Origin of the sequence: Companilactobacillus alimentarius DSM 20249 (genome assembly GCF_002849895.1) — a bacterium.
GTDB classification, from domain to species: Bacteria; Bacillota; Bacilli; order Lactobacillales; family Lactobacillaceae; genus Companilactobacillus; species Companilactobacillus alimentarius.
The window spans coordinates 1,867,710-1,892,998 of the sequence record NZ_CP018867.1; the positions used below are offsets into that span (position 1 = coordinate 1,867,710).

Below are 25,289 nucleotides of genomic sequence, written 5' to 3' on the forward strand. Positions count from 1 at the left end.
CCAATTCTTTATAGATCCTACGTTCAATAACTATGATATTATTACTTTGTCGAATTTGAGTATCGGGCAATGGTCATTCTCGCTACCAAAGAAAAGTAAAAAATCTATTTAAATTAAGAGCTGATTGCCATTTTATATGGATAATCAGCTCTTTTTGTTACAATAAATCCTAATAGTAGTGAAAGGAGAAATCTCATGTCAGCTAAAGAAGGTAAATTGGATAAACTTATTAAGACGGTGGATAAGTTAACGGATTCTAAAGGAATTTCAAAATTGGGAAAAACTTTAAACAAGACCTTAGATATTGCAGGCAATGTGATCAACTCCACGGCTGAGGTGGCTAATCACCAGTTAGATGAACGTAATAAACGCCATCTTGATGATATTAAACTTCCAGATATCAGCGGGCTGAATTTGGATCAAACTAGGGAGTTATTTGATTCGATGAATATTAGATATGCATTTTTAACTGTCGCACCTGACATTAAGTTAGCTGCTTCTAAGGTTGATACAGTTATTAAGACATTCCCCAAACCTAAGACTGTTTTGAAAAAAGGCAGTTTTGTAAAAATTTATTATCTTGACGCTACAACTCTGGAACAAAGCCAAGATATTTTGAAAAATTATATTGAATTAAAGAAGTCACGAAAAGAGTCTGCCAAAGGTTTTGTTAATAAAATTGGTCATGGAACAATGACTGGAGCTAAGGGCATTCTGAAAGCACCGAAAAAATTAATTCCTCATTCTAAGCATTCAAAGAAAAGTAAAACTACGGATGTTGAGCCATCCGAAAAATCTGATATGGAAGGTTGATTTTATTAATATATTTAGCTTTCAAGTGGGAAAATAATAGTTTGTTGACATAAATATTTGAAGTTATTATAATTAAATTACCTTTTAGGTAATTTCATGCAACAAACTGGAGGACGAAATGGAAATTTCCTACAAAAACAGGAAAGTGGAGAAACAGTGTGAAAGTTTAAGGGAAGCCAAAAAGAACCTTCCAGAGAAAGTTGCAAAGAAATTATTAAAGTTAGTCAATTTTATTAATGCTGCCGAAAATTTAAAGTCATTAATTAATAATCCTGTGTATCATTTTCACAGTTTAAAAGGAAATAAGGATGGTCTATATTCTTTAGATATAGATGGTAGAAGAAGTTCTTACAGATTAATTGTCTCATTTGGCAGTTTGACTAGTGACAATCTATTTGAAGAAGCTATTTTGATTGTTTCAATACAGATTGAGGAGGTCAGTAAACATTATGAATAAGGAAAAAATATATAAAGATTTAATTGCATTTCATCCAGGTTCGTATATTGAGGATATTGTCAATGAACTAAATATCACACAACAAGAATTTGCTGATCGGCTAGGGATATCTGCGAAAACAATCAGCAAAATAATAAATGGTGAAGATAATATTAGCAATGATATCGCTAATAAATTGGCAAAACTTACTGGAATATCAATAAATACATGGATTAATTTGCAAAAAGAATATGATATTAAATCAATGGAAATAAAAGATAAACAAAATGAGGATGAAGAGAAAAGTATCTGTAAATTAATTGATTTTGGATATTTAAAGAGAAATCACTTTGTTGAAGATAAAAAATATTCGAATGAAGAAAAAATTGTTGAATTAAGGCAAGTATTAAATATTTCAGATTTATCTAATCTATCTGAATTTAATTCCGTAGTTAGTTATCGAAATACTAGAGGCTTTTCAGAGAAATCGATTGTTAACTCTAATGTAATGCTAGAGTTAGCCATGAATGAAGCACGAAATGTAACTGATAATAAATATACAAAGGTAAAATTAGAGAAGATTCTACCAAGAATAAGGAAAATGTCTTTAGAATCCCCTAGGATATTTTATCCTGAGATAAAAAGGCTGTTGTTAGATTGTGGAATCGTACTCGTCGGATTGCCTAATCTAAAGAATGCCAATTTAAATGGTGCAACTAAAAGATTTAAAAATGGTAGTGTGATGCTTTTAATAACTGATAGAAATAAAAGGTCAGATATTTTCTGGTTCTCTTTAATCCATGAATTGGGACATATTTATCTCAATGATTTTTATTCAGATTATAAAGATGATGAGAAGTATTTGCAGAAGGAAAGAAAAGCTGATCAATTTGCTGCAAATTTCTTTATACCCGAAGATTTATACTCTAATTTTATAAATAAAAATGAATATGATAGAGAATCAATTCAACATTTTGCTAAGGAATTAAAAATAGATCCAAGTATTGTTGTAGGTAGATTGCAACGCGATAAGTATATTGATTACAGTGAATTCAATGATTTAAAAACTAGTTATAATATTGTTAGGTCAACTGATGTTTAATACTTGGCGTAGTTTTAATTGATAAAATAAACCGAAATCAATCATGGGGGAATCTGTCATGGCAAAGGAAATTTCTATCCATTTTGATAATAAAACAGATATATTATTACAAAAATACATAGAGAAACACAATCTTAGTGAAGAAGAATTTATTAAACAAGCTGTTGCTAAAGAACTTGAAGATTGGATTGATATACAAGCTGCTGATTCTTCTTATCAATCATGGAAAAAAGATGACTTTAAAACTAAGAACTGGCATGATTCTCTTAAAGAATTAGGATTAGACGACCAGTAGATCATTGGTTATTTTTAAATTTATAAAATATTTCAAAAAAGCATCCCTGATTAAATTCAGAGATGCTTTTTTATGCTCCTTTAAAAATGTCATATCCAGCACTTGTAAATTGATTAAGTAACTGTAATTCGTGATACCAAGATTTATCTTTTACGAAATGATGCTTTTTATTAATTGCAAATGATCCGTGAATGGAATAAACAAAAAGTGCTTCGGCTTCTGATTTGCTAAAACCGGTCCGTTTTTGGATGGCGGGTATTACTTTTGGTTTCTCATGAGCAATAATTCGTCCAATGATGTAGTCATTCAAACTAGGATCCATCAATAGATTGCGATATTTGGGGGAGTCGGCAACTCTTTGACAAGCTGGTATGAGCGATTCATTTTCTTCAAAAGAATTTAATGCCGGCTTTTTTTCAATTGTTGGAATCTCATCAGATTCATTTGTAAAAAGTAGGGCATCATCTAGAACTACATTTAAGACGTCGGTCAAATTATCAAAGTGTAAATAAAAAGTAGAGCGAGTTATTTCAGCTTTTCGACACAGTTTGGCAACATTTATTTTCGAATAAGGCTCTTTATCAATTAATTCTAAAAAGGCATCTTTAATAACATTAATTGTATAAATTGTTCTTCGATCAGTTTTACGATTATCCATTTTTGCATATACTCCTTAACAGATTACTTAAATCGTCTATAAAAGTAGTGATAAGCGAAAAGTGTACTTAACTTTGTTTGAAAAGTTAGATACATTAAGAACTATTCGATACACTATGTATCAGATTATACAATATGTTGATGATTTTGAGGAGGAAAAATGAATCCAGAAATAAAAAAAGCTAAAGAATTGCTCTCCAACAGTGATGCAATCTTAATTACAGCTAGTAATGGATTGTCGATTGCTGAAGGATACAATATTTTTGCAGACGACAAGAACTTTCGGGCTTACTTCAATGAATTTAAAGCCCTCTATGGAATTAGCAATTTGGTTCAGGGAGTGTATGCAGAATTGCCACAAACTGAACATGATATTTTTATGAAAAAAATACATCAGTATTTAATTGATGATTATCAACCAAGTGATGTCTTTCAAGATGTAAAAAAATTGGTTGCGGATAAAGACTATTTTATTGTTACTTCCAATGCTGATACCCACTTTCAATTGAATGAATTTAATCCTAAAAATATTTGGGAAGTTGAGGGTAACCTTGATGGAATGAATATGAAAAGCGAAGCTTGGATTCAGCAACAGCAACGTTGCCAAGATTTTACTAAAAGTAATAAAGACAAGAAATTAGTACAATTAGAACTTGGTATCGGTTCACATAATCAAATGATTAAGGAGCCAATGATGCAATTGGTTGCGAGTCACCCTAACTGGTCTTATATTACTTTGAATTTACCGAATGAGATTAAAGTAATTCCAGAAATAGAAAATCAATCAATTCAGCTGGCTGGCGATATTAAAGAAACTTTAAATAATTTATTGAAAGAAGATTAAAAGTGGACACAACATTTTATGAACAATTAGTAATGAAGACACAGATGAATTTTTCACAATATTATAACGTTTACGCTAGTGGGAAGACTCCAGTCAAATTGACTGAGAAGCCCGCCTTGCCATATAAGGAACAAATTAAGATTTTGGCCGACAAAATTAAGGAGGCAGACCATATCGTTATTGGTGGAGCCTCAGGATTGTCAGCCGCTGGTGGTGGAGACTTTTATTATAAGGATAATGATTCATTTAGAAAACTATTTGGTAAATTTGCAAAGAAATATGGCTTCAAAGGTGCTGCTGCAGGTTGGTCTTATCCTTTCCCGACTCGTGAAGAATATTGGGGATATTTAGCAACTTTTCTTTACACGACACAACATGCTGAGATTCAAAAGCCTTATCGAGATTTACAAAAGATCCTAAAAGGCAAAGATTACTACTTCTTGACGACTAATCAGGATACTCAGGGAGTCAAGGCTTTTTCTGAGGATCGTGTTTCTCAAATTCAGGGAGATCATCGATTTTTTCAATGTTCAAACTCATGCAATGATGAAGTTTGGGATGCTGTAAAACCTGTCGAAGAGATGGTCAAGGCTATGGGAGATGGGACTAAGATTCCTACTGAAATGATTCCTAGATGTCAAAACTGTGGTGCTGAGGCATTTCCTTGGACTAGAGGATTTGGAAATTTCTTGGAAGAAAAAAGATATCATCAAGAATATCAAAAGGTTTCTGATGATATTTTGGCTCATCTACATGATGACAAGTTATTATTTATCGAATTGGGTGTGGGTAGAGTGACGCCAATGTTTATCCAAGAGCCATTCTGGGCTTTGACGGGCAGTCTTGATGGAGCTTACGATGTTATGATTAATCGTGATTTTCAATTCTTACCAGAAGAAATTGAAGATAAGGGACAAGCTATTAAAGGAGATATTGCCCAAGCTTTGGATGATGTTTTAGTGGAAATGAATAAGTAGTTTTATCGAAGGGTTCATGATGAAATAACTTCAAATATCTTTGGTGATAAAGGATAGTTAAAGAGCATGCTTTGTAAATTCAAAGCATGCTCTTTTTATAGATTAAATCAAACCATTAGCCAAGCAGTAATGATAAATTCCATCTTCAGTCACATCGCCAATCACTTCATCAGCTATTTCTTTCACTTCATTCGAAGCATTACCCATGGCTAAACCGTAACCAACAGCATTTAACATTTCAATGTCATTATTTCCATCGCCAAATGCCATAGCTTGTGATTTATCCAGTCCATAATAATTTAGGATTTTAGCAATACCAGTTCCTTTGCCACTACTTGTGGGAATAATATCAATGGCGCGGTCCCACCAAGCGGTTATTTTAGAAGCTGCGGTATTTTGTATTATTTTTTCATAATCGTTTTTGCGAGCACCCATCATTAATTGGAAAATATCCGTATTTTCAATTGTCCGATCAAAATCTTCTGAAATAACAACTTCTTGATTAGCAAATGAGAAGTATTCGGCCAAATCATTGTCCGTTCCATTTGTAATAATGTTATCACTCGTCGCAATTGCCACTGGACGACCTAATTTCTTACCATTTTTAACAATTTGTTCGACGTCTTTTGTGGGAATTGGGTTTTTATAAATACTCTCAGTTTGATTAAAACAATACGACCCATTGAAGGTTAGAAAAGTATCGAAAGTCAAATTTTCAAAATGAGGCAAGGCAATTGGACTACGACCAGTTGCGATGCAGATAATAATATTCTGTTTTTTTAATCGTCTGAGTGTTTCTAAGGTTTTCTTTGAAATCTGTTTTTTTTTCATGTCGATTAAAGTTCCATCGATATCAAAAAAGATGATTTTTTTATTGTTCATAGACTTCACTTTCTCTAATCGTAATTTTAAAAGTTATTGGGTTGGGAATAATTTATCCAATGTTACCAATACGCCATCGTCATTATTTGACGGACAGATATAATCTGCAATGTCCTTTACTTCTTTAGAAGCGTTATCCATGGCATATCCTCTGCCACTATATTTCAACATTTCGATATCATTATTTCCATCGCCAAAGGCGACACATTGTTCTGAAGTAATATTCCAACGTTTGACCAATCTTTTTAAACCAGAAGCTTTATGACAACCCGGAACTATTAAATCTATTGATCCATGACCACTTCCGGTTGGAACGAGCAATCCCTTTAATTGATCTTTAAATAATTCAGTATAATAGTCGGTCTTTTCTACGGGAACGGTGGGAGCAAATTTTAAAATAGAATCGTCGACTTGGGCAAGGTCATCAACCCACTGCAATCTAGGGTAATATTTATTGGTTAATTCAAAGAAATCATCACTCACGGTTCCTCTTTCACAATAAGCACTACGTAAGCCACACATCACATTTTTAATCTCAGGATACTTTTTACATAGACTAAGAGTTTTCAAAATAGCTTCTCTAGAAATATTTGCTGAAAAAACTGTTTCTTCCTTATCCTTTACGAGGGCTCCATTTTCGGCAACAAAACTTAGTTCATTATAATAATCAGGGAAATGAGAACGTAATTGGTAATATTGATTCCCACTAGCTACGACGAATCCACAGCCGGCTTCTCTCATTCGAGCCAAAACTTGTTTAAATCTGGGAACATCATACGTATAATCGCTACGCATAAAGGTACCATCAATGTCGACGGCAACCAATTTAATGTTATAAGGATTATTATTCATTCTCATCTCTCCATTCGTATTTTTATTAGTATAAAAGCTATAAAACGCTTACTAAAAATCTCAGTTGATTATACCATATGTGTATTTGGGTGTGATATTAAATACCGTTATTTTGAAAGGCAGTATTGACATTATCTTGACAAGTAAAGATAAATTTCTTAAAGACAGCGTCGAATGAATGCGCTATCATAAAAATAGATAGTGAACAAATTATCAAAATTGCTTAATTAAAGGTGGGGGACATTTTGAATATTGCTTTGATCGTAACCATCGTACTTGTCATGGGGGTTATCTTCGTTAACGGCTGGACCGATGCCCCAAACGCCATTGCTACTGCTGTTTCTACACGGGTATTGAGACCGAATGTGGCAATTGGTATGGCTGTGGCAATGAACTTTTTTGGAGCTTTAGTGATGACTTTTTTTAATGCTCAAGTTGCAGAGACTATCAGTAATATCGTTAGTTTCGACGGCGCGGGTAATTCCAGTCAAATCGCTTTAGCTGCTGCTTTGTTTGCAATTGTTAGCTGGGCTGTTTTGGCTTGGTGGTTTGGGATTCCGACGAGTGAATCGCACGCTTTGATTGCGGGATTAACTGGTGCGGCAATGGCTTTGGGGGGATTGCAAGCTGTCAATGCTGCCGAATGGTGGAAAGTCTTGATAGGATTGTTAGTTTCGACTGTCTGCGGATTGGGTGCCGGCTATTTAATCACTAAGTTGATTATTTTTATTTTCCAAGGAGTCAATCGAATCTTTGCCAATAAATTATTTACAGTCGGACAAGCCTTCAGTGCCATGGCAATGGCCTTTTTACATGGTGCGCAAGATGGTCAGAAGTTTATGGGAGTATTCATGTTGACGCTCTACTACAATAATTTAGTTGAGAAAACGGGCAATGGGTTTGACATTCCTATTTGGGTAATGATCTTGTGCTCAGTTACGATGGGAGTGGGAACTTCTGTCGGTGGTAGGAAGATTATTAAATCAGTTGGGATGGATATGGCTAAATTAGAAAAGTATCAAGGTTTCTCAGCTGACTTAGGTGCGGCAATAACTTTATTTTTCTGTTCAATATTTGGCATTCCCGTTTCTACGACACATACTAAAACAACGGCAATCATGGGTGCTGGAGCTGCCAGGAGAGTCTCATCTGTGGATTGGAGCATTGTTAGAGATATGATTTTGGCCTGGGTATTAACTTTTCCAGGTTGCGGATTGATTGCTTATTTTATGGCAAAATTATTCATGATAATTTTTTAGGAGGAATTGAAATGATTCGAAAAAAGAAGTTTGATTTCTTTAAAGCAATGCAACACTTAGCTGATGATGCTTTGAAAGCTAGTAAAGTTTTGACCGAAATTATCGAAAATTATGATCCAGACCAATTTTCAGAAAAGTGTCAACAGATCAACGATATTGAAACTGATGGCGATGAGGATGTAAAGAAGACGATGAATGAATTGTACGTTGCCTTTATTACACCAATTGATCGAGAGGATATTGTCCAATTAGTGGATAAGCTCGACAACATTATTGATGGTATCAATGGTTTGACCTATGAATTTTACTATTTAAATATTCAAGAAATGCGACCTGAAACGGATAAGTTTATGGACTTAATCAATGAAGCAATTGCGGCAGTACAACAGTCCGTTGCAGAGTTTTCTCATTTTAAAAATTCTAAAACACTAGTCCAAAATATTGATAACACTAATCGAATTGAATCTTTGGGTGATGAATTGTATACCAAACATTTGCGCAAACTTTTTAGTGAAGAAGAAAACGATCCAATCACGATTATTAGATGGCAGAAGATTTATGGTGGGTTTGAGAAGGTCCTCGATTCCTGTGAAGATTGCGCTGATGTTATGGGTGGCCTAGTTATTAAGAACAGTTAATTAGGAATAAGGAGCAGATAATGTAAAACCTATCAAAACTAAATTACGGAAACAATCAGTAAAAGCATTGCAACAATGTAAAAAAGATGTAAAGAAAACGTATAAGTTATTTTCTCAAACAGCTCGTATAATTGAGTTACTTAATTTGTAAAAAATGAAAGAGGTAATCTCATAAGAGTCAAGAGAAGAAGACGTAAAAGATATATAACAATTTTTCTAGTAGTGTGTGCCTTTGCCGTTGGTTTAAGCTACTTTTTCAATAATTCCTATGCTTCAACTGGAATAGAGAATATCAAGACTAATCAGACCATTAAACACAAGCACAAGATTATTAAAGCTAATCTTACTAATTACTTGAACAGTGTCACCAAGGACAAAACAGCTAGTGTTAGTTTTTATAGTTTGGGTGCGGTTGATGGTAGCAGTGCTGCTAATAGTAAGTATGCTAAGCTTTATCAAAAGGGTGCTTTAGAGGTTGAATCGAATGCTTCGACCGTGAATACGGCGGCCAGCACTTATAAGTTGTATATAGCCGCTTATCTGATGAATCAAAAGCTTAACGGCAATTTCAGTTGGAGTGACACTAACTGGGATAGTTTCTCGAAAATGATTGTTAATAGTGAGAATGATTTCTCTGAAGCTCAGCTTGATAATTATGGGGCTGACGCTATCAGTCAATTTGTCAAAAATCAGGGATGGTATCCGTCGGTCTTTCGTGATGGGCAAGCCGCTCAAACTACTAGTTACAGTTTGCAACTTCTGTTAGAGGAGCTTGATGCTGGGACTGGCGCTTTTCAAAACAAGTCTGATCGAATTAAAATCTTGAAGTTGATGGGTCAACAAATTTATCGTACGGGTATTCCTGCCGGAGCGAGTGCTGCTAAGAGTGGTACAACGGTTCAAGATAAGGTCGGTTTCCTAAATGATACTAATAATGACGCCGGAATCGTTACGTTGCCAAATGGGGAAAAGTATATTCTGGTTGTTATGACAAATGGCCACAATCAAAGCGGACTCAGTGGTTTTTCACGGATTGCTGAAATCACAAAGAATGTCCAAAAAATTGTTTATGGATCTGACGCCGGAACTAAATTGGTGGATTATTCTAAATAATGATTAAACATAATAAAATCCTGTATTAATTGAAGTTTATCAATTAATACAGGATTTTTTGGATTAATTTTCAATCTTTCTTAAATGATAAAAGAAGAATCCAAAGAACCAGATTACTGAGAATACTACTAAAATAGTGGTTAAGGTTAAAATTTCAGTTCCTAATAAAACTTTTAGAACGTTGGAAACTGTAATGACAGTTATCATTGGTAAAATAGCAATCGTCAATGTCCGCCAAGATTTCTTCGTTAACATTAGTAGTCCTAGTACCAAAATTAAACTGTTAACAGCAACTATTAGAGAATCGGTAACTGGAATGCTAAATAAAGTAGGGGTGACAAATTGAATTCCTACAAAAATTCCGATGACTAGAAACATAAATAGCCACATAAACAGAAAGTTTAGAATTTTGTTGTCCAGAATTTTCCAATAGGTTGTTTGGTGAATGAACCAAAATATTCCTGTGATAAAGACTATCAAGGCTAGGCCATTTAACAAAAAGGGTACTAGATTCAATTGTTTAGATTGTCCACTTAATTGAGTAATCAATGTCCAAAGAACACTGATTGCAAAAAGTGTTCCGAAAAATTTGTATCTTTTTGACCAACTGATTTTGGTAAAATTTGTTATCAATTCATCAGCAATTGCTATCGGTTCTTGTCCAAAATAATCAATGGCATTTTGACTATTAGTTTGTGCGTCAATGATATCTTGGAGAATTTCCAACAATTTATTTTCTACTTCAAAATCATCATAGATTAAACTAGAAGTTCGAATGTAAATTAACAATTTATCATAATATTTAGCGTTGTCAGTGTTTAATTGTTTACGTAATTTATTATTGGCTGCAATCAATTCTTGTGTCTTAGTCATTTATTCCACCTTATTTTCCTGCAATGATTTGGTTGACAATCTGTTCTAATGAATGCCATTGGACGATAAACTTCTTTTTTTTCTCTTTACCTTGATCCGTCAATGAGTAATATTTACGAGAAGGTCCTTCTGATGATGGTTTGCGTTGACTCTTCAAATCACCGTTTTTTTCTAATTTTTGTAAAAGTGGATAAACGGTACCGCCAATTAAATTGGTAAAACCGAGTTGATTTAATTTTTGAACGAGTTCATATCCATAGACTTCGCCATCGGCAATGACAATTAAAACGCAACCTTCAAGGGTTCCTTTGAGCAATTGAGAATTATTCATTTTTTAACCTCACTAATATGTAATACATATTACTGGATATATACTAGTTTGTAAAGCCTAGTAGCAGGAAAGTTTTACTAAGAAGTTATAAAATAGACTTATTAATTTGTTGTGAGGAATAAGGATGGATAATGAGGAATTACTTAAATCAGAAATAATTGATCGACATGTTCGCCAAGGATTGGGGCTAAGTTGGCTGAATTTTGCGGTACTATTTTGCGCCACGATTATTGCCTGTGTCGGTTTAAATATGGATTCAGTAGCTGTGATCATTGGGGCAATGCTGATTTCACCAATAATGGATCCAATTATTGGGATGGGTTATGGGTTTGGAATTCGTGACACCAAATTGATTCGTAAAGCAGCTACACTTTATATTATTGAGGTTGTGGTTGCTTTAGTTGCGGCCACGATCTACTTTTCTCTATCGCCGATTAAGGACGCTAGTGATCAGATTATTGCTCGAACGCAGCCGGCTATTTGTTCTTGATCAATACTTTTTTCATTGCATTGGCAACGATGTTGGGTACCTTCATCTTCAACTTTAAGAAGAAACGAACCAAAGCGATACCTTTGAAAAATCAAATTTTGATTATCGCGGCAGCAATTGTCATCACGATACCAAGTTTGATTTCAGCTTCGACATTGGTCAAACAGACTTACAATCAGACGCAATTGACGAGTTTCATTGATAATGAATTGCCAAGTCTTTATGTGGTTAATAAAGAGATTGCCTCTGGAAAGATTAAGTTAACGGTTATCGGCAGTAATTTAAGTAATTCGGAAATAAATAAACTAGATGATAAATTGCCTGATTATCAATTAGGCGATTATAAACTTCAATTTCAACAGCTTTCGAAGGGTAATTATTTAAGCGTCAATGCCTTCAAGAAGTATGTCGATCAAGAAAAATCTGACAATGTACAAAGTAGTACTACTGATAGTAGTGATAAGAATCTTCTGAAGTTGGAGCAACAATTAAATAAGAAATATCCAGACGCTATTACCAAAGTTTATGTTGGACAATTGGTCGATAAGAGCAAGAATAAACAGGCACTTGTCCTGATTAAATTAAATAAGGATAATGAGGCGCAACAAGCAGAAATTAAGAAGTATACAGAGAATTTAGCTAAGAAATTAGATATTGATGCAACAGTTCACTTCACTGAGGAATAAAAGGGCAAACAAAAAAGCCCTAGGTGACCACACCTAGAGCCCTTTGGATACAGAGTAACTGAGAATAGTTACCCTTTGTTTGAAGTATCAAATTAATTATACCATTTTAAAGAGACCAGTGTGACAATCATTTTTGATTATCACACTGGTCTCTTTTAGATGGATAAATTATATCCTAAATATTTTTTATTATTAAGCAGCTGATTCAGCTGAACCGCCGGCTTCTTGTTCTTGTTTGAGCAATCTCTTGTCGTAACGTTTGATAAATGGATACCAAACAAGGAAGGCAACGATAGCGCAGACGATAGAAAGGACAGCACCTTTCCAACTAGCTGTTCCGATAAATCCACTCAAACCAACTGGTGTAGGCCATGGTTGTTGAGTAATGATCTTAGGAACTAACTTCAAAGTAATAGCGAAGTAACTTACTAGTCCTGAAGCTAATGGTGCAGCGATAAATGGAATCATCAAATCAACGTTATAAACGATAGGTAGACCGAAGAGAATTGGTTCATTGATATTGAAGATAGCTGGAACAACTTCAACTTTACCAATTTCCTTCAATTGAACTGATTTAGCACAAGTTGCTAGCCAAATAGCCAAACCTAATGTAGCACCAGCACCACCGATAATAACGAATCCGTTTAGTGGGTCACCAGCGAAGAAGTTGTTAGCTCCTTTAACGTTAGCAGCCATATTTGCTAAGACGATTGGTGTGTAGAATGAACTCATGATTGTTGAACCATGAACACCGAACCACCATAGGAAGTGGATCAAGAAGATGATGATCAAGAATCCCCACCAAGTATTAGTAATATCACTAATAAATGAGAATGGAATGAATAGTAACTTGAAGATATCGGTTCCGGCAAAAACCAAAGCCAAGTTGATAGCAGCGATTACGACAGCCACGCATAATCCTGGAATCAATGAACTGAATGAGTTCGAAACACCAGCTGGAACTGAGTCTGGCATTTTGATTTGCCAGTTGTGTTTTACAGTGAAGCGATAAATTTGAACTGTAATCCAACCAACAACTAAACCAGTAAAGATACCAACAGAGGCAATTCTAGTAATACCTGAAGTTGATACGGCAATACCAGCTCCGATAATGTTATTAGGATTTAGTGATTGTTGGAATTGAATAGTACCACTCTTCCAAATTAATTGTGGAACAGTGATAAAGAATGCCATCATAAACATGAACAAGGCATTGATAGGAACCAGAGCCAATTTTTCCTCTTGTTGATAGATCTTAGTATAAGAGAAAGTGAATTGACCCGCAAAGACTAGGGCTAAAATACCCATTGTGGCATTATAAATAACTTGGAATAAGTTCGTAAAACGTCCTAAACTATGTGCGTATAATGCGGCAAACCCAGGAATTGGGAATGCTTGTGGTAAAACAGTTAAAATTAAGAAAATAGCACCAATGATTGAGAATGGGATGACACTATAACCAGCATCCATGATGGCTCTAACAAATCTAGAACCAGCAAATTTACCGGCAATGTTGATCAGCTTATCCTTGAAGGTGCTTGACTCCTCATTTGCCATAAAAAATACCCCTCTTTCAAATTGAATACGATTTCAATTTTAATACAAACGCTTACAAAAAAGAACCACTTTTATAAAAAGATTAAATAAAAATAATCTCTATACTCCAATAGTACCAAGATGTCAAGACTCATTCGAAACACTTTTTGAAAGAAATTGGTATACCCCATAATGATAAATTGAGCCACAAAAAAAGTGCTAGGTGACCACACCCAACACTTTTCCGGATACAAGATAACCGAGAATAGTTATCTATAAATGCTGTATCAACTTAAGTATAACAGTTAACTTGGTAGATTGATACGATAATTTATAAGGTAATTCGAACTGGTAAGACTTTTTGTATTATCTTTAATAATTATTTACCCACTTTTATCGTCAAGGATATATAATGGTAGGAAAATAAATCGGGGGGTTAAACAATGGCACGAAAAGTTATCTTGTTTATTACCCAAACATTGGACGGCTATATTGCCAATGAAAAGGGAAAAATTGATTTCTCGTGGAATTCAAAGTTTTCAACTGGCAATGCGGTTGATCGAGAATATGAGAAATTATCAAGAAGAGTCGATACAGTTGTTATGGGACGTCACACATATAATCAGGTGGTCAATGACATGTAGCCCAATAATTATCCCTATGCAGACTATGAGAATTATATTATGACCACTCGTCCCTTACCAGATGAAGACAATATTCACTTCATTAATGGCAAAGTAGCTGAGGTAGTTGAGAAATTGAAAAGAGAATCTTCGCATGGCGATATCTGGATTATCGGAGGAAGTAACGTGATTGCTCCACTGGTAAACGCTGATTTGATTGATATTTATCATATCGGGATAGTTCCAATCGTTTTGGGAAAAGGAATTCCTTTGTTTTCTAATCAGGTGCAGTTTAAAGAATTGAATCTAGCTTCTGTGAAAAAAATTAATGAAATTGTTTATTTAGAGTACGTGAAATAATAAATAAAGAAATAGAGTTTAAGATGTAATAATTTATTAGCTAATTTATAGTGTAAATGCGAAAAATAAATGGGCCAAGGTAATCGAAGTACGATTGCCTTGGCCCATTTGCCTTAATGTTCGAAACTGACCATGTTATTTTTCGCTCTTTATTTCTTTGCCAATTATTAATTTTGAATTAAAAATGGATAATTTTATTTTTTTAAAGTGCTAAAATCAAGGTATATATACATTATGTAGTGATAGGGATTAACTTTGTGTTTTAAAGTCCGGAGAGGGGTTTTTTAGCTATGAAGAAAAATGTGAAATATATTGGCAGTGCGGTTGCAGTGGCCTTGCTCGCAGCTGGGGCACCTGTAATTGTTCCCATGTTAGAACCTACAGAGGACGCTTATGCATGGGCTAGTCCAATTAAAAATGATAATGCAACGCCTACGCAAATGTTAACAGCATTCAAGAGCCAATTCGATAATCGTTATATTGCAGACCCCGATACCTTAGTCCAAGCATTGAAGACATTATCGGGCGATTCATATAAGAATTTTTTGTATTTTAACAAAGATGATCCTAAACACATTCATGATATTCAAAATGATGCTGCTTTAGCCAAGTTAAAAGATCAAAGTAAATTATTACCAGGTAATTACTTTGAAGATTCTGCTTCCGATTATTATTATCGTGATATTTTAGGTTATATTTCTATCACCGGAGCAGGTAGTACAACTCCAGAGAATACAGCAAGTAGTGAAGATTTATCAACTTTAGCTGATAACATTTCGAGTGGAAAAGTTGCTTTGCCAATTACAGTAACTATTCACCTAGTTCAAAGTACGAATTCTAATGATGGAAATTACGATCCACCTTCACTTCAAGGCGTGGATCCTAGTTTGACTACATTTTCTTTCACAATTAGTTCAAGTAGGATGGACATCAAGCAAGATCAATCTGTTCCAACTGTCTTTATGGGTTCAACAATGACAGATTCAGCTTTGACGAGTGGAAATAATAGTTTATTAATTACTGACAATTATTCTAGTAGCACTGATAATTCTAGTGATATGTCAAGAACGCCTATTTATGGAAAGAGTTTGTTTAACTCTAAACAAAGTGCTTTAACGTATGCCAAATCTTCTAGTTTTGATCCTTCTTCTGGTGATAGTGGGGATGCTACAGATGCTTTAGATTCTAGTGGCAAACTAGCAAAAGCAGGAACTTATTATCAAACTATTTCGTATAATTTAGATAATGGCAAAGACAAAACAATTGATAATATGATTGCAGGTACAGAAAGCGCTTTTCCAACATATATAAATGGTAGTAAAGTTTCCGCAAACGATGGGACTGATTACGTTCTAAATAAAACAGCTAAAACATTAACAGTTGCCAGACCAATTACCGTCTCAGGAACTGCCACAGCTAAATTAAATAGCAATCTGGTTGTTAACCTTAATTCAGAAACTAATGATACCAGCTTAACCGATAGTACTAATGATATATTGGTAAATGATTTAGGTAATCCAATTAGTGTCAATAAGGTAGAGCTAGGCGACACATACTATAACGATGATAAGACTACTAAGCCAGCTGACAGTGTAGTCGATGGTAAATTTACTAAGACGGGAACTTATTATCGTAGAGTAACATTCTACTTAACGAGTATTGAAGGAATTGATTTTGAAGGCAATCTATCTAAAGATACTACTAATAATACCGTTACTTATGTTCAAGCTGTAAATGTAAATAATACGGTTACAAAAAATGTTTTATCTCCAAATACAACAGTAGGTAGTTCTAATAGTTCTACGGATGTAACTGGTGAAAATACCGATAAAACAGCGAACGAAAATACTTTAACTAATCCAAATGGATCATTGGTAGACACGACTAAGGGTGATTACAGTGGTATCAGTTTTGGCACTAATTATTATAAATATGATTCAGATTTTTATAATTCAAACGCAACATATTCTAACGTACTTAATAGTGAAGTTCTAAATAATACTGGAACGCCGACAAGTGGTGTGGTAGATACAAATGGAAACTTCGCTAAATCGGGTGATTACTTAAGAACAATTACCTTCAATTTAATTGATGGAGTGGTCGATACTAACTCGTTTGGTACAGATGATACTACCTATAAGTTGAGTACTGATGATGTGGGCAACAACACTGTTACCTATGTACAAAAAGTGCATATTGCTCCAGCACCGAAGACTCAAGTAAGCGTTGACCTAGACACCATCTCTGTTGGACCTGGGGCTATAAATAATACTGATAAAGCAAAATTAACTGGCACTGATAACGATACGTTGACTGATACTGATTCGACAATTTCTTCATTAATAGATACCACTAAAGGAACCAATGGTATCAGTTTTGGCGATAAATATTACACTGACGATGAATTAACAACCGAGTCGACTAATGGTTTGAATTCGGTGGGAACTTATTATCGTACAGTGACATTTTATTTAAATCAGGATAGCAGTACGCTTGATTTTGATAAAAATGTGGTTGCCTCAGATGATAATAGTGTGACGTTTGTGCAGACTATTGTGGTGAATAAAGTTGATGTTGAGGCAACAGTGCCCAATATTTCTTACCAAGTTGGAATGGATAATCCCATAGGACCTAATTATGATTTAAAAGTTGGTTCAGAATATTTGATAAATGCTCGAGTATCTTCTGGAAGTAATTATTATAATGGCGAAGCCAATGCTAAAAATAAAACCAACCCAATTAGTTATAAAAAAATTTCTGATATTAAAACACCTGGAGATTACTATCGTGAGTTAACGTTTGAATTGGGCGACAAATATGATGGGTTAGAAGTAAGCAACTATAATTTTCAATCAGTAAACGGCATAGCACCTGTTATTAGTAGTGACGGGAAAGAACTTACCTATATGCAAGAAATTAATGTTACTAAAAGTCCACTAGTGGCGGAGAGTATTGAAACAATTAAAGTGACTATGGGTGACAGCACTCCAATTTTTGGTGATAACGATAGTTTAACAATTGGTAAAAATGAGGTAGCTTCATCGGATCAATTGGAATACGGCTTTAAATATTATGATACTGCTCAAGATGCCCTTGATTCATACACCGGAAAAGAGGTTCCTGAATCTAAATATGTTTCAGGTAATGGATATAGTCCTGTTTTTCTAAAGAGCCAAACATATTTTCGAACAATAACTTTTAAAGTATTTGGATCAGTAGATTCTTATACATTTAATGGTACAGAAGGTACAGATTATGTACTGGGTGAAGATGGCGTAAAGGGAAGACTAATTACTTTTGCTCAACCAATTGTTGTTACTGGTCCTACAGTAACAGCTCAAATTCCGCCTCTAACCTTAACATATGGATCAGTACAATATAGCGATGTAACTAATACTGGAGAGCTGTCATTAGTCGATAGTACTACTGGTAAGTCCATAGGGACTACTGCGGGTAAAAATGAATTTTATGCTAGTGCTGAAGACGCATATGAAAATGAAATCGGGTATCTAGATTATAATGATTTAAATGCGGATACAACTTATTATCGTAGGATTACTTTTAATGTATCTAAGCCTGGTGATCTCACTAATCATGATTATACAAATGATTATGATTTTACGAATGAAAAAATTAATGGCTATTACGCAATAATCGGCAGGAATACGGTATCTTATATTCAAGAAGTGCATGTAAATCCTGTGTCAACAACGTTAAAAGTAGATTATCAACCAGTTAAGTTAGGTACTGCACTTGTTAGAGGAATTCCTATCGGGTATTTAATGAATAATAATGAAAATTTGCAAAATTCAGATATAATTCCTAAATATGCTTTTTATAATAGTGCTGAAGATGCGCTTAAAGAATCTAATCCAATTCTGAATCAAAAACCGGATCCGGCTTCGGAGGCCGATCTTACTATTTTTACCAAGGCCCGAGATTATTATTATCCATTAACGTTTACTGTTTCTAATGTGAATAATTATAAACTTAGTGGTACAGAAGGCGTCGACTATGTCGTTGATTCAACTAATAATACAATAACCTATGCTGTGAAGGTCACTGTTTCAAAGAGTGCAACGACAGCAACGGTACCAGATATAACCATTGGTGTAGGTGTTCCAATATCTACTATAGATAATGATTTTGATGGCATCAGTATTATATCTAATGATACTGGTAAGCCAATACCAAGTTCAGATCAGATTGGTGCCTATCCTAGAATAATTAGTTCTGAATTAACGCCTAGGTACTATGATACTAATGAAATTTCTGCAGATAATATTGGTACATTAACCCCCTTTGAAGGGAGTGCTTTTACAAAACCTGGAACTTATTATCGTTTAGTTGGATTATATAATTCAGATGTACCAAATTATAGTTTCGATGATCTTATTAACGGATCTACAGGAATGACTCAATCTGATGGAGAGGGAAATGAAATTGTCCTTTACATTCAAAAGGTCAACGTCGTTGCAAACCCTGTTTCCGAAAAGATTGATACGGTTTCCGCAAGTGTAGGAAGTGCTGTCACCTCTGCACCTTCTGGGGATAATGACTTAACCGCAAATGACGAATCGATTGTAGATACGTCCAAGACAAGTACTGGCGGTGAATACTTTGCTAGTGCAAGTGATGCTGTAAGTAACAATAATAGTCTAGGAACAACCTTTAAAAACAATGGGAAGGTCTATCGTAGAATTACTTTCGCTTTAAATAATCCTATCAGCGACTATAGTTTTGAAGGCATAGCAGGTAGCGATTATGTTGTTGATACTAATAGTAATACGGTAACCTTTGCCCAACCTGTAATTGTGAATACTTCAACTGTTGTACCAAATATTTCTACGGAAACTGTTCAAAATGGTAGTTTAATTAGCAGCTCAGAGAACGGAAATAACGATTTGATGGTTAATAATCAATCAATCGTAGCCGATAACGGTATTTCTTATGGCACTGATTATTATGATTCTTCTGATAAAATAGCCGATGTTTTGTCTGGTCAAGTTCAACCTGTTTCAAGTGTTACTGATGGAACCAACTTTACTAACGCAGGTAGTTATTATCGCATTATCAAATTCTCATTGAAAGATGGACTTGACGCTAGTGGTTACGCTTTTGGCAATGGGAAAGTCGATGGAAATACTGTTGAATATGTTCAAAAGGTTAATGTTAAAGCTAATTCTACTTTAGTTGAGGTACCTAGAGTTATTACTAATACAGGTGCTTTGACAACTAGCTTTGATGAACAAGCTGATTATGGCTTGACTAGTGCTGGCGGTTCAATCGTGAGTGCTGATGGTATTCAATTTGGCAACTATTATGATGATGTGAAATCTGCTTTATCACCTGCTACAGCAACTCCATCAGCTGGTGTAGATCAAGTAAATCATAAGTTCTTGAAAAATCAGACGTTCTATCGGACAGTCACTTTCACGTTGAAGAGTGACACAAGTAATTATGATTTCAGTAATTTACCAGCTGGTTCGTACAGCTTATCTGGAAATAAGATTACTTTGGCTCAGGAAATCAACGTTGAAGATAATCCTGCTAGTGTTGATATTTTTGATGCACAAGGCAGTTTAAATGGTCTGGTAATTAATTCTGAACAAGCTGATAAGAATAATCTTTACGTCACAGATGATTCTGGAAATAAGACTCCAATTTATCAAAGCATTAGTTTCGATTCTAATTACTATAGTAAAGATGATTTATCCGCTGATAGTGCTGTAAATATCACTTCTTCGGATGGTAAATTTACTAAAGCTGGAACTTATTATCGTGAAATCATTTTCCATTTGAAAGATGGTGTGGGTGATGTGACTGACTTCAATGGAACTGACGTTAAAAATATTGATAAGACAAATAATACAGTAAGCTTTGTTCAAAAAGTTAATGTCACTCCTAACACGACAACCGTTAATGTGAAAAATCTCAACGTTAATGTTGGAGATTCGACAAATATTAGTGATACGGCTGGTGACGGTTTAATTGATAGCGATAATAATTCATTGGTCGAAAATAATGGAATATCATTTGATACTAATTATTACTCCAGTGCTGCAGATGCTTTGAAGGGTGACACAAGTAAGGCAGTAAACGTAGGTACTAATTTCACAACTGCGGGTGAAACTTATTATCGCAGGATTACTTTCAAGTTAAAAGATGATGCTAATAACTATACTTTCACTGACTTGGTAAACGGTGTTGGCTCTACAAAGGATGGTAATTCGATTACCTTTGTACAAGCGATTACGGTTAATAAGAGTACTGTTACAAGTGATATTTCACCTCTACAAGCGATTAAAGTGGGCAGTACTACTGGCGATGTCAAGGAAACTTCGACTGATCAGTTATTCGATCAAAATGATAATTCGATCATTGCTAATGGTGGTAAAAAAGTTGGAACGGATTACTATGACAGTGCAGCTGCTGCTTTAAGTTCTGTTACTGAAAGCGATACGGCAAAATCACTTGGTGTTAAAGATAATAAATTTACTAAACCGCAAACTTATTACCGGACGATTACTTTTACCTTGAAGAATCCTGTTGATCAATATAGCTTTGCTGGTAAAGCTGGAGAGGATTATGTCATTGGTGCTGACAATAAGACAATTACTTATGTTCAATCAGTGACAGCTTCAGCTAACCCAACTACAGCAACTATTCCAGATATTAACGTTAATGTTGGAACTGAAGTTTCCTCAATTGATAATAATGTTGATGGAATTGAATTGATTGATAACAGTACTACAAGTACCTTGATTAATAAGATTACTGCTGATACGGTAATTTATAACAGTGTAAACGATGCTTTGATGGGTAACACTTCTAAGAAAGTGATGGAGACTAGTTTTCCTAGTGCGGGTCAAACCTATTATCGGAGAGTAACGATTACACTAAATGACGATGCTGCTAATCATGACTTCACGGATATGGTTAATGATGTTGAACCAATTATTTCTAAAGATGGTACGACTATAACTTATATCCAACAGATCAATGTAGGAGTTAGTGCGGTTAATGAAAAGATTGCTAATGTCACAGGTAAAGTTGGTGACAAAGTATCTGATGTTACACTAGGCACGAATGATTTAACTATAAATAATGGCAAAGGATCAATTATGACTAATGGGGGAATTAAAACAGGGGATGAATACTATAGTAGTCCAGAAGATGCAATAGAAAATGTTTCGGCCTTAGGTGATACTTTAAACAAACCGGGTACATATTACCGAACAATTACGTTTGAATTAAACAATCCAGCTAGTTCTTATACGTTTAATGGAACTGAAGGTACAGATTATTCGGTCGATGGAAATGAAGTTACCTTTGCGCAAAAGATTACTGTAGGTTCGATTTCTGCAACGGCTTCAGTGGATCCAATTAATGTTTCCGCTAAGACGAAGGTTTCCGTGATTGCTGGGGACCAAGACTACACGTTAACTGGAGCTGAGTTTGATCACGTTGGAACAACGTACTACAAGTCTCTTAAAGGAGCCTTAAATCAGGATAGTTCTGATGTAGATAGTGGGGCTGTCAGTGGTGATTATCTGAATGAAGGTAATTACTATCGTTTGATTTACTTTAACTTGGATTCTGATTTTGCTAAGGATTACGTAGTATCAGATGATAATGTCAAAGTAATTGACGAACATGTTGCTGTCTATGCACAGCCAGTAAATGTTAAAAATAAAGCTGCTTCTAAATATAATGTCAGTGTTGGAAAAGCTAATGTTGGCGATAACAAAGTAAGTGACACAGCTTCTGAAAATGAACTTTATGACCAAAATGGTCAAAAAATATCTGACGTTACTGTTTCTTATGGCAGTAAATATTATGACCGAGCAAGTGATGTCTTTGAGTCTGGCATTAAGACAACATCTAATGTTGATTCGGAGGGTAATTTTACTAAGGCTGATACGTACTACCGTGAGATTATTTTCCATCTCACATCTGCTGAGCTGGATGCGAATAATTTTGGTCCAGATGCTCAAGTTGACATGAAAAATAAGACGGTTTCGTTTGTACAGGCTGTTGTAGTTGGTGCTAATACAATTACTGTCACAGTTGATCCATTGACAGTTAATGTAGGCACTTCAATAAACGCTGACAACGTAACTAATACTGATTCCTTTAAGTTGACTGATAGTGCTGGTAAATCCTTGGGAACGGCGACGGTTGATAATACCTTTTACTCTAGTGTTGATGGAGCCTTGAATAAGAATACGACCGCAATTACTACGGGAGCAATTGATGGCGCCTTTGTTAAGGGTACTTTCTATCGTGTAATCACCTTTAAGACGGACAATCCTGATTTTGCCAAAGATTATGTTCTGAATAATCCTAATGTACGAATAAATGAAGATGGTTCAATCAGCTTTGCACAACAAATTAATGTTCAAAATAGTTCATTAGCTACTCCAAATATTGCTGTGGCTAGAACTACGACGGGTAATGGCGATGGCTTGAATGATAAGTCGGGCAATCAGCTATTTGATCAAGCTGGTAAAAATATTGCTCAAGATGTTACTTTTGGGACTGACTATTTCACAAACTATAATGATGTCTTTAAGGGTACTAAGCCTGGTAAATTTACAACGGCTGGAACTTATTATCGTGCGATTACTTTCAGGGTCAATCCGGCAGATATTAATAACAATACATTTGGAACTGATGCACATCTTGGAAAAGATACGGTATCTTATGTTCAAACGGTTGTCGTTGAACCTGATCAGGAGCAAATCAATGTTTCCAATCTGGATTTGAATGTAGCTGTTAATACGAAAGATAATCCTGCTTTGACAAGTACAGATAATTACACTTTGACGAATTCTAAGGGTTCTTTAGTTGATCCAACCAAGGGTATAGTTCTTGGCAAGCAATACTTTACTGATAAAGATCTAACCAAACCAGCTAAAGATGCTTCTGGTGTTAGAATTTTGAAAGCAGGCAATTACTTTAGAACTGTTAAGTTTTACTTAGTGGCTAATGCTGGTAGTGCTGATGACTTCGACAAAATTGGCGGCAAGTATAATTTAGCTGATAACAGTGTGACATTTGTTCAAAAGATTAAGGCCACGACTAGTTCAGCCATTTATAAAATTAATAATGCGACGGTCGAAAGTGATGTCTTAACAACTGATTCTGAGTTGAACAATCCGGAAGATATTTATATTGTTGGAAAAGATGGACATACAATCGTTGCCGACGGTGGAATTAGCTTTGATTCAAATATTTATAGTACTAAATCAGACGCTGAGAACCAAAGCAATCCTAATAAAGACGTTGATAAGAACAATAAGTTTACTAGAACTGGTTCTTACTATCAAAGAGTTACAGTTTCACTAGTCGACAATGGAGTTAATGCCTATGATTTTGGCGGAGATACTGCTGTTGATAAAGATAATAATGAAGTAACCTTTATTCGAGTCATTACAGTAAATCCTGCTAGTTCAACTGGTGGCAGTACTGGAGGAAACTCCGGTTCTACTACTGGTGGAAATTCTAGTTCTTCTGGAACTGGTTCAGGTTCAAGTGAAAATGAGAGTAATGATGATTGGACCTACACACCAATTAAGGGTGTTGTCACAACTGAATCAAATTATTCAGAATATACTTTGAACAATCAGAATAACGAAGAGATTGTCAATCGAGCTTTAATAGAGAACACTGCTTGGAAGACTGATCAATATCGGACTAATAAGAAGGGCGTAAGACAATATCGGGTAGCAACAGACGAATGGATCGATGCCAGTGATGTCGTCTTTGACCAAGAAGTTACTGACGACTGGACTTATAGTTCAATCAAAGGTGTTGTCACAACTAAGAACAATCGAGATTCATATCAACTGGATAGCCATACTAATAATCCTATCAATAATCGTAAATTAGCTAAGAATTCTGCTTGGAAGACTGATCTATATCGGAGTAATCACGAAGGTGTAAGACAGTATCGAGTAGCAACAGGTGAATGGATTGATGTTAACGATGTCGTCTTTAGCCAAGGGACAGCAGATGAGGATAATTGGATTTACACTAATATCAATGGAATTATTACGACAAAGACTGCTCAAGAGACGTATGCTTTGAACAATCAAGCTAATAAAATAATTAGTAAACGTTCTTTGGCAGAAGATACGTCTTGGAAAACAGATGAGTATCGGACTAATAAGGAAGGTGTAAGACAATACCGAGTAGCAACAGGAGAATGGGTTGACGCAAATTACGTCTTCTACGAAGAACCCGTTGCCACCGGAGTATTCAAGAATGCCAGCAAAGTTAATGGAATTATCAATTTGGATAGAACAAGTACAGTTTATAAATTGTATTCGAAAGAAAATCAATTGATAGAGGATTATTCATTAGCTAAGGAGACATCTTGGAAGGCTGATTATCAAGCAGAAGATTCAGATGGTAGTCTTTATTATCATGTTGGTAAAGATGAATGGATCAAAGCAGTTAAGGGAGTCCATTTCAATATTTATGCATGGTATTAAATTTAATAATAAAATCAGAGAGC

Annotated in this window: 20 protein-coding genes; 14 read left to right on the plus strand and 6 right to left on the minus strand. The window is 35.0% G+C overall.

Annotation, left to right across the window (positions count from 1 at the left end):
* The first annotated feature begins 195 nt into the window (after positions 1-195).
* From LA20249_RS08915 to LA20249_RS08930, 4 genes are all read left to right on the plus strand, one after another.
* On the plus strand, positions 196-813 hold the full coding sequence (locus LA20249_RS08915; protein ID WP_057738949.1) for a PASTA domain-containing protein: 618 nt from the start codon (positions 196-198) through the stop codon (positions 811-813).
* A gap of 118 nt (positions 814-931) precedes the next feature.
* Positions 932-1,270: a type II toxin-antitoxin system RelE/ParE family toxin gene (locus tag LA20249_RS08920; protein ID WP_057738946.1), complete on the plus strand. Its 339-nt coding sequence runs from the start codon at positions 932-934 to the stop codon at positions 1,268-1,270.
* On the plus strand, positions 1,260-2,351 hold the full coding sequence (locus LA20249_RS08925) for a HigA family addiction module antitoxin (RefSeq protein ID WP_057738964.1): 1,092 nt from the start codon (positions 1,260-1,262) through the stop codon (positions 2,349-2,351). The genes LA20249_RS08920 and LA20249_RS08925 overlap by 11 nt, the downstream gene beginning before the upstream one ends.
* A 58-nt stretch (positions 2,352-2,409) precedes the next feature.
* Entirely contained in the window at positions 2,410-2,646 is a 237-nt protein-coding gene (locus LA20249_RS08930; RefSeq protein ID WP_057738944.1) for a DUF6290 family protein, read from the plus strand.
* A 70-nt stretch (positions 2,647-2,716) separates the two neighbouring features.
* Here LA20249_RS08930 and LA20249_RS08935 read toward each other — a convergent pair whose 3' ends face one another.
* A complete protein-coding gene (locus LA20249_RS08935; RefSeq protein ID WP_057738943.1) occupies positions 2,717-3,304 on the minus strand; it encodes a TetR/AcrR family transcriptional regulator in 588 nt (195 codons plus the stop codon).
* 159 nt (positions 3,305-3,463) lie between these two features.
* On the opposite strand from LA20249_RS08935, the gene LA20249_RS08940 reads away from it, so the two are divergent.
* Positions 3,464-4,147, plus strand: coding sequence for an SIR2 family NAD-dependent protein deacylase (locus LA20249_RS08940; RefSeq protein WP_057738941.1), 684 nt, complete (start codon positions 3,464-3,466; stop codon positions 4,145-4,147).
* A gap of 2 nt (positions 4,148-4,149) precedes the next feature.
* The gene (locus LA20249_RS08945; protein WP_199488138.1) at positions 4,150-5,124 is read left to right on the plus strand and encodes an SIR2 family NAD-dependent protein deacylase; all 975 of its coding nucleotides are present in this window, start codon (positions 4,150-4,152) and stop codon (positions 5,122-5,124) included.
* Positions 5,125-5,226: 102 nt separating this feature from the next.
* On the opposite strand, the gene LA20249_RS08950 is transcribed toward LA20249_RS08945, so the two are convergent.
* Positions 5,227-6,006: a Cof-type HAD-IIB family hydrolase gene (locus tag LA20249_RS08950; RefSeq protein WP_057738939.1), complete on the minus strand. Its 780-nt coding sequence runs from the start codon at positions 6,004-6,006 to the stop codon at positions 5,227-5,229.
* Between the two features lie 33 nt (positions 6,007-6,039).
* On the minus strand, positions 6,040-6,858 hold the full coding sequence (locus LA20249_RS08955) for a Cof-type HAD-IIB family hydrolase (RefSeq protein WP_057738937.1): 819 nt from the start codon (positions 6,856-6,858) through the stop codon (positions 6,040-6,042).
* A gap of 281 nt (positions 6,859-7,139) precedes the next feature.
* Here LA20249_RS08955 and LA20249_RS08960 point away from each other — a divergent pair, with 281 nt between their 5' ends.
* The 3 genes from LA20249_RS08960 (at position 7,140) to LA20249_RS08970 (ending at position 9,868) form a co-directional block, all read left to right on the plus strand.
* On the plus strand, positions 7,140-8,117 hold the full coding sequence (locus tag LA20249_RS08960; protein WP_101836922.1) for an inorganic phosphate transporter: 978 nt from the start codon (positions 7,140-7,142) through the stop codon (positions 8,115-8,117).
* 11 nt (positions 8,118-8,128) lie between these two features.
* On the plus strand, positions 8,129-8,755 hold the full coding sequence (locus LA20249_RS08965; RefSeq protein ID WP_057738933.1) for a DUF47 domain-containing protein: 627 nt from the start codon (positions 8,129-8,131) through the stop codon (positions 8,753-8,755).
* Between the two features lie 222 nt (positions 8,756-8,977).
* Entirely contained in the window at positions 8,978-9,868 is an 891-nt protein-coding gene (locus LA20249_RS08970) for a serine hydrolase (protein ID WP_083477922.1), read from the plus strand.
* Positions 9,869-9,931: 63 nt separating this feature from the next.
* Here the strand turns inward: LA20249_RS08970 and LA20249_RS08975 are convergent, their stop codons facing one another.
* Both LA20249_RS08975 and LA20249_RS08980 read right to left on the minus strand, forming a co-directional pair.
* Positions 9,932-10,741, minus strand: coding sequence for a hypothetical protein (locus LA20249_RS08975; RefSeq protein ID WP_057738929.1), 810 nt, complete (start codon positions 10,739-10,741; stop codon positions 9,932-9,934).
* 10 nt (positions 10,742-10,751) lie between these two features.
* Complete coding sequence (locus tag LA20249_RS08980; protein WP_057738927.1) at positions 10,752-11,072, minus strand: PadR family transcriptional regulator; 321 nt, start codon at positions 11,070-11,072, stop codon at positions 10,752-10,754.
* Positions 11,073-11,196: 124 nt separating this feature from the next.
* On the opposite strand from LA20249_RS08980, the gene LA20249_RS08985 reads away from it, so the two are divergent.
* Positions 11,197-11,562 (plus strand): DUF389 domain-containing protein, encoded by a 366-nt coding sequence (locus tag LA20249_RS08985; protein ID WP_057738925.1) that lies wholly within the window; start codon positions 11,197-11,199, stop codon positions 11,560-11,562.
* Positions 11,553-12,248 carry a hypothetical protein gene (locus LA20249_RS08990; protein ID WP_057738923.1) on the plus strand — a complete coding sequence of 232 codons (696 nt, stop codon included), beginning with the start codon at positions 11,553-11,555 and terminating at the stop codon, positions 12,246-12,248. Before LA20249_RS08985 ends, LA20249_RS08990 begins: the two co-directional genes overlap by 10 nt.
* 192 nt (positions 12,249-12,440) lie before the next feature.
* Here LA20249_RS08990 and celB read toward each other — a convergent pair whose 3' ends face one another.
* The gene (celB, locus tag LA20249_RS08995) at positions 12,441-13,805 is read right to left on the minus strand and encodes a PTS cellobiose transporter subunit IIC (protein WP_057738920.1); all 1,365 of its coding nucleotides are present in this window, start codon (positions 13,803-13,805) and stop codon (positions 12,441-12,443) included.
* 422 nt (positions 13,806-14,227) lie between these two features.
* On the opposite strand from celB, the gene LA20249_RS11885 reads away from it, so the two are divergent.
* The 3 genes from LA20249_RS11885 to LA20249_RS09005 all read left to right on the plus strand — a co-directional run bounded on the left by LA20249_RS11885 (position 14,228) and on the right by LA20249_RS09005 (position 25,266).
* Positions 14,228-14,428: a dihydrofolate reductase family protein gene (locus LA20249_RS11885; protein WP_235806760.1), complete on the plus strand. Its 201-nt coding sequence runs from the start codon at positions 14,228-14,230 to the stop codon at positions 14,426-14,428.
* Positions 14,429-14,467: 39 nt separating this feature from the next.
* The gene (locus tag LA20249_RS11890) at positions 14,468-14,767 is read left to right on the plus strand and encodes a dihydrofolate reductase family protein (RefSeq protein ID WP_235806759.1); all 300 of its coding nucleotides are present in this window, start codon (positions 14,468-14,470) and stop codon (positions 14,765-14,767) included.
* Positions 14,768-15,057: 290 nt separating this feature from the next.
* Positions 15,058-25,266, plus strand: a complete 10,209-nt coding sequence (locus LA20249_RS09005; RefSeq protein ID WP_057738918.1) for a hypothetical protein — start codon at positions 15,058-15,060, stop codon at positions 25,264-25,266.
* The last annotated feature ends 23 nt before the right edge of the window (positions 25,267-25,289 follow it).

Bases quoted from the DNA above. Each gene is read 5' to 3' on its own strand.
- LA20249_RS08915 (WP_057738949.1), top strand. From the start codon at position 196: ATGTCAGCTAAAGAAGGTAAATTGGATAAACTTATTAAGACGGTGGAT.
- LA20249_RS08920 (WP_057738946.1), top strand. From the start codon at position 932: ATGGAAATTTCCTACAAAAACAGGAAAGTGGAGAAACAGTGTGAAAGT.
- LA20249_RS08930 (WP_057738944.1), top strand. From the start codon at position 2,410: ATGGCAAAGGAAATTTCTATCCATTTTGATAATAAAACAGATATATTA.
- LA20249_RS08935 (WP_057738943.1), bottom strand. From the start codon at position 3,304: ATGGATAATCGTAAAACTGATCGAAGAACAATTTATACAATTAATGTT.
- LA20249_RS08940 (WP_057738941.1), top strand. From the start codon at position 3,464: ATGAATCCAGAAATAAAAAAAGCTAAAGAATTGCTCTCCAACAGTGAT.
- LA20249_RS08950 (WP_057738939.1), bottom strand. From the start codon at position 6,006: ATGAACAATAAAAAAATCATCTTTTTTGATATCGATGGAACTTTAATC.
- LA20249_RS08955 (WP_057738937.1), bottom strand. From the start codon at position 6,858: ATGAATAATAATCCTTATAACATTAAATTGGTTGCCGTCGACATTGAT.
- LA20249_RS08960 (WP_101836922.1), top strand. From the start codon at position 7,140: ATGGGGGTTATCTTCGTTAACGGCTGGACCGATGCCCCAAACGCCATT.
- LA20249_RS08965 (WP_057738933.1), top strand. From the start codon at position 8,129: ATGATTCGAAAAAAGAAGTTTGATTTCTTTAAAGCAATGCAACACTTA.
- LA20249_RS08975 (WP_057738929.1), bottom strand. From the start codon at position 10,741: ATGACTAAGACACAAGAATTGATTGCAGCCAATAATAAATTACGTAAA.
- LA20249_RS08980 (WP_057738927.1), bottom strand. From the start codon at position 11,072: ATGAATAATTCTCAATTGCTCAAAGGAACCCTTGAAGGTTGCGTTTTA.
- LA20249_RS08985 (WP_057738925.1), top strand. From the start codon at position 11,197: ATGGATAATGAGGAATTACTTAAATCAGAAATAATTGATCGACATGTT.
- celB (WP_057738920.1), bottom strand. From the start codon at position 13,805: ATGGCAAATGAGGAGTCAAGCACCTTCAAGGATAAGCTGATCAACATT.
- LA20249_RS11885 (WP_235806760.1), top strand. From the start codon at position 14,228: ATGGCACGAAAAGTTATCTTGTTTATTACCCAAACATTGGACGGCTAT.
- LA20249_RS11890 (WP_235806759.1), top strand. From the start codon at position 14,468: ATGACCACTCGTCCCTTACCAGATGAAGACAATATTCACTTCATTAAT.
- LA20249_RS09005 (WP_057738918.1), top strand. From the start codon at position 15,058: ATGAAGAAAAATGTGAAATATATTGGCAGTGCGGTTGCAGTGGCCTTG.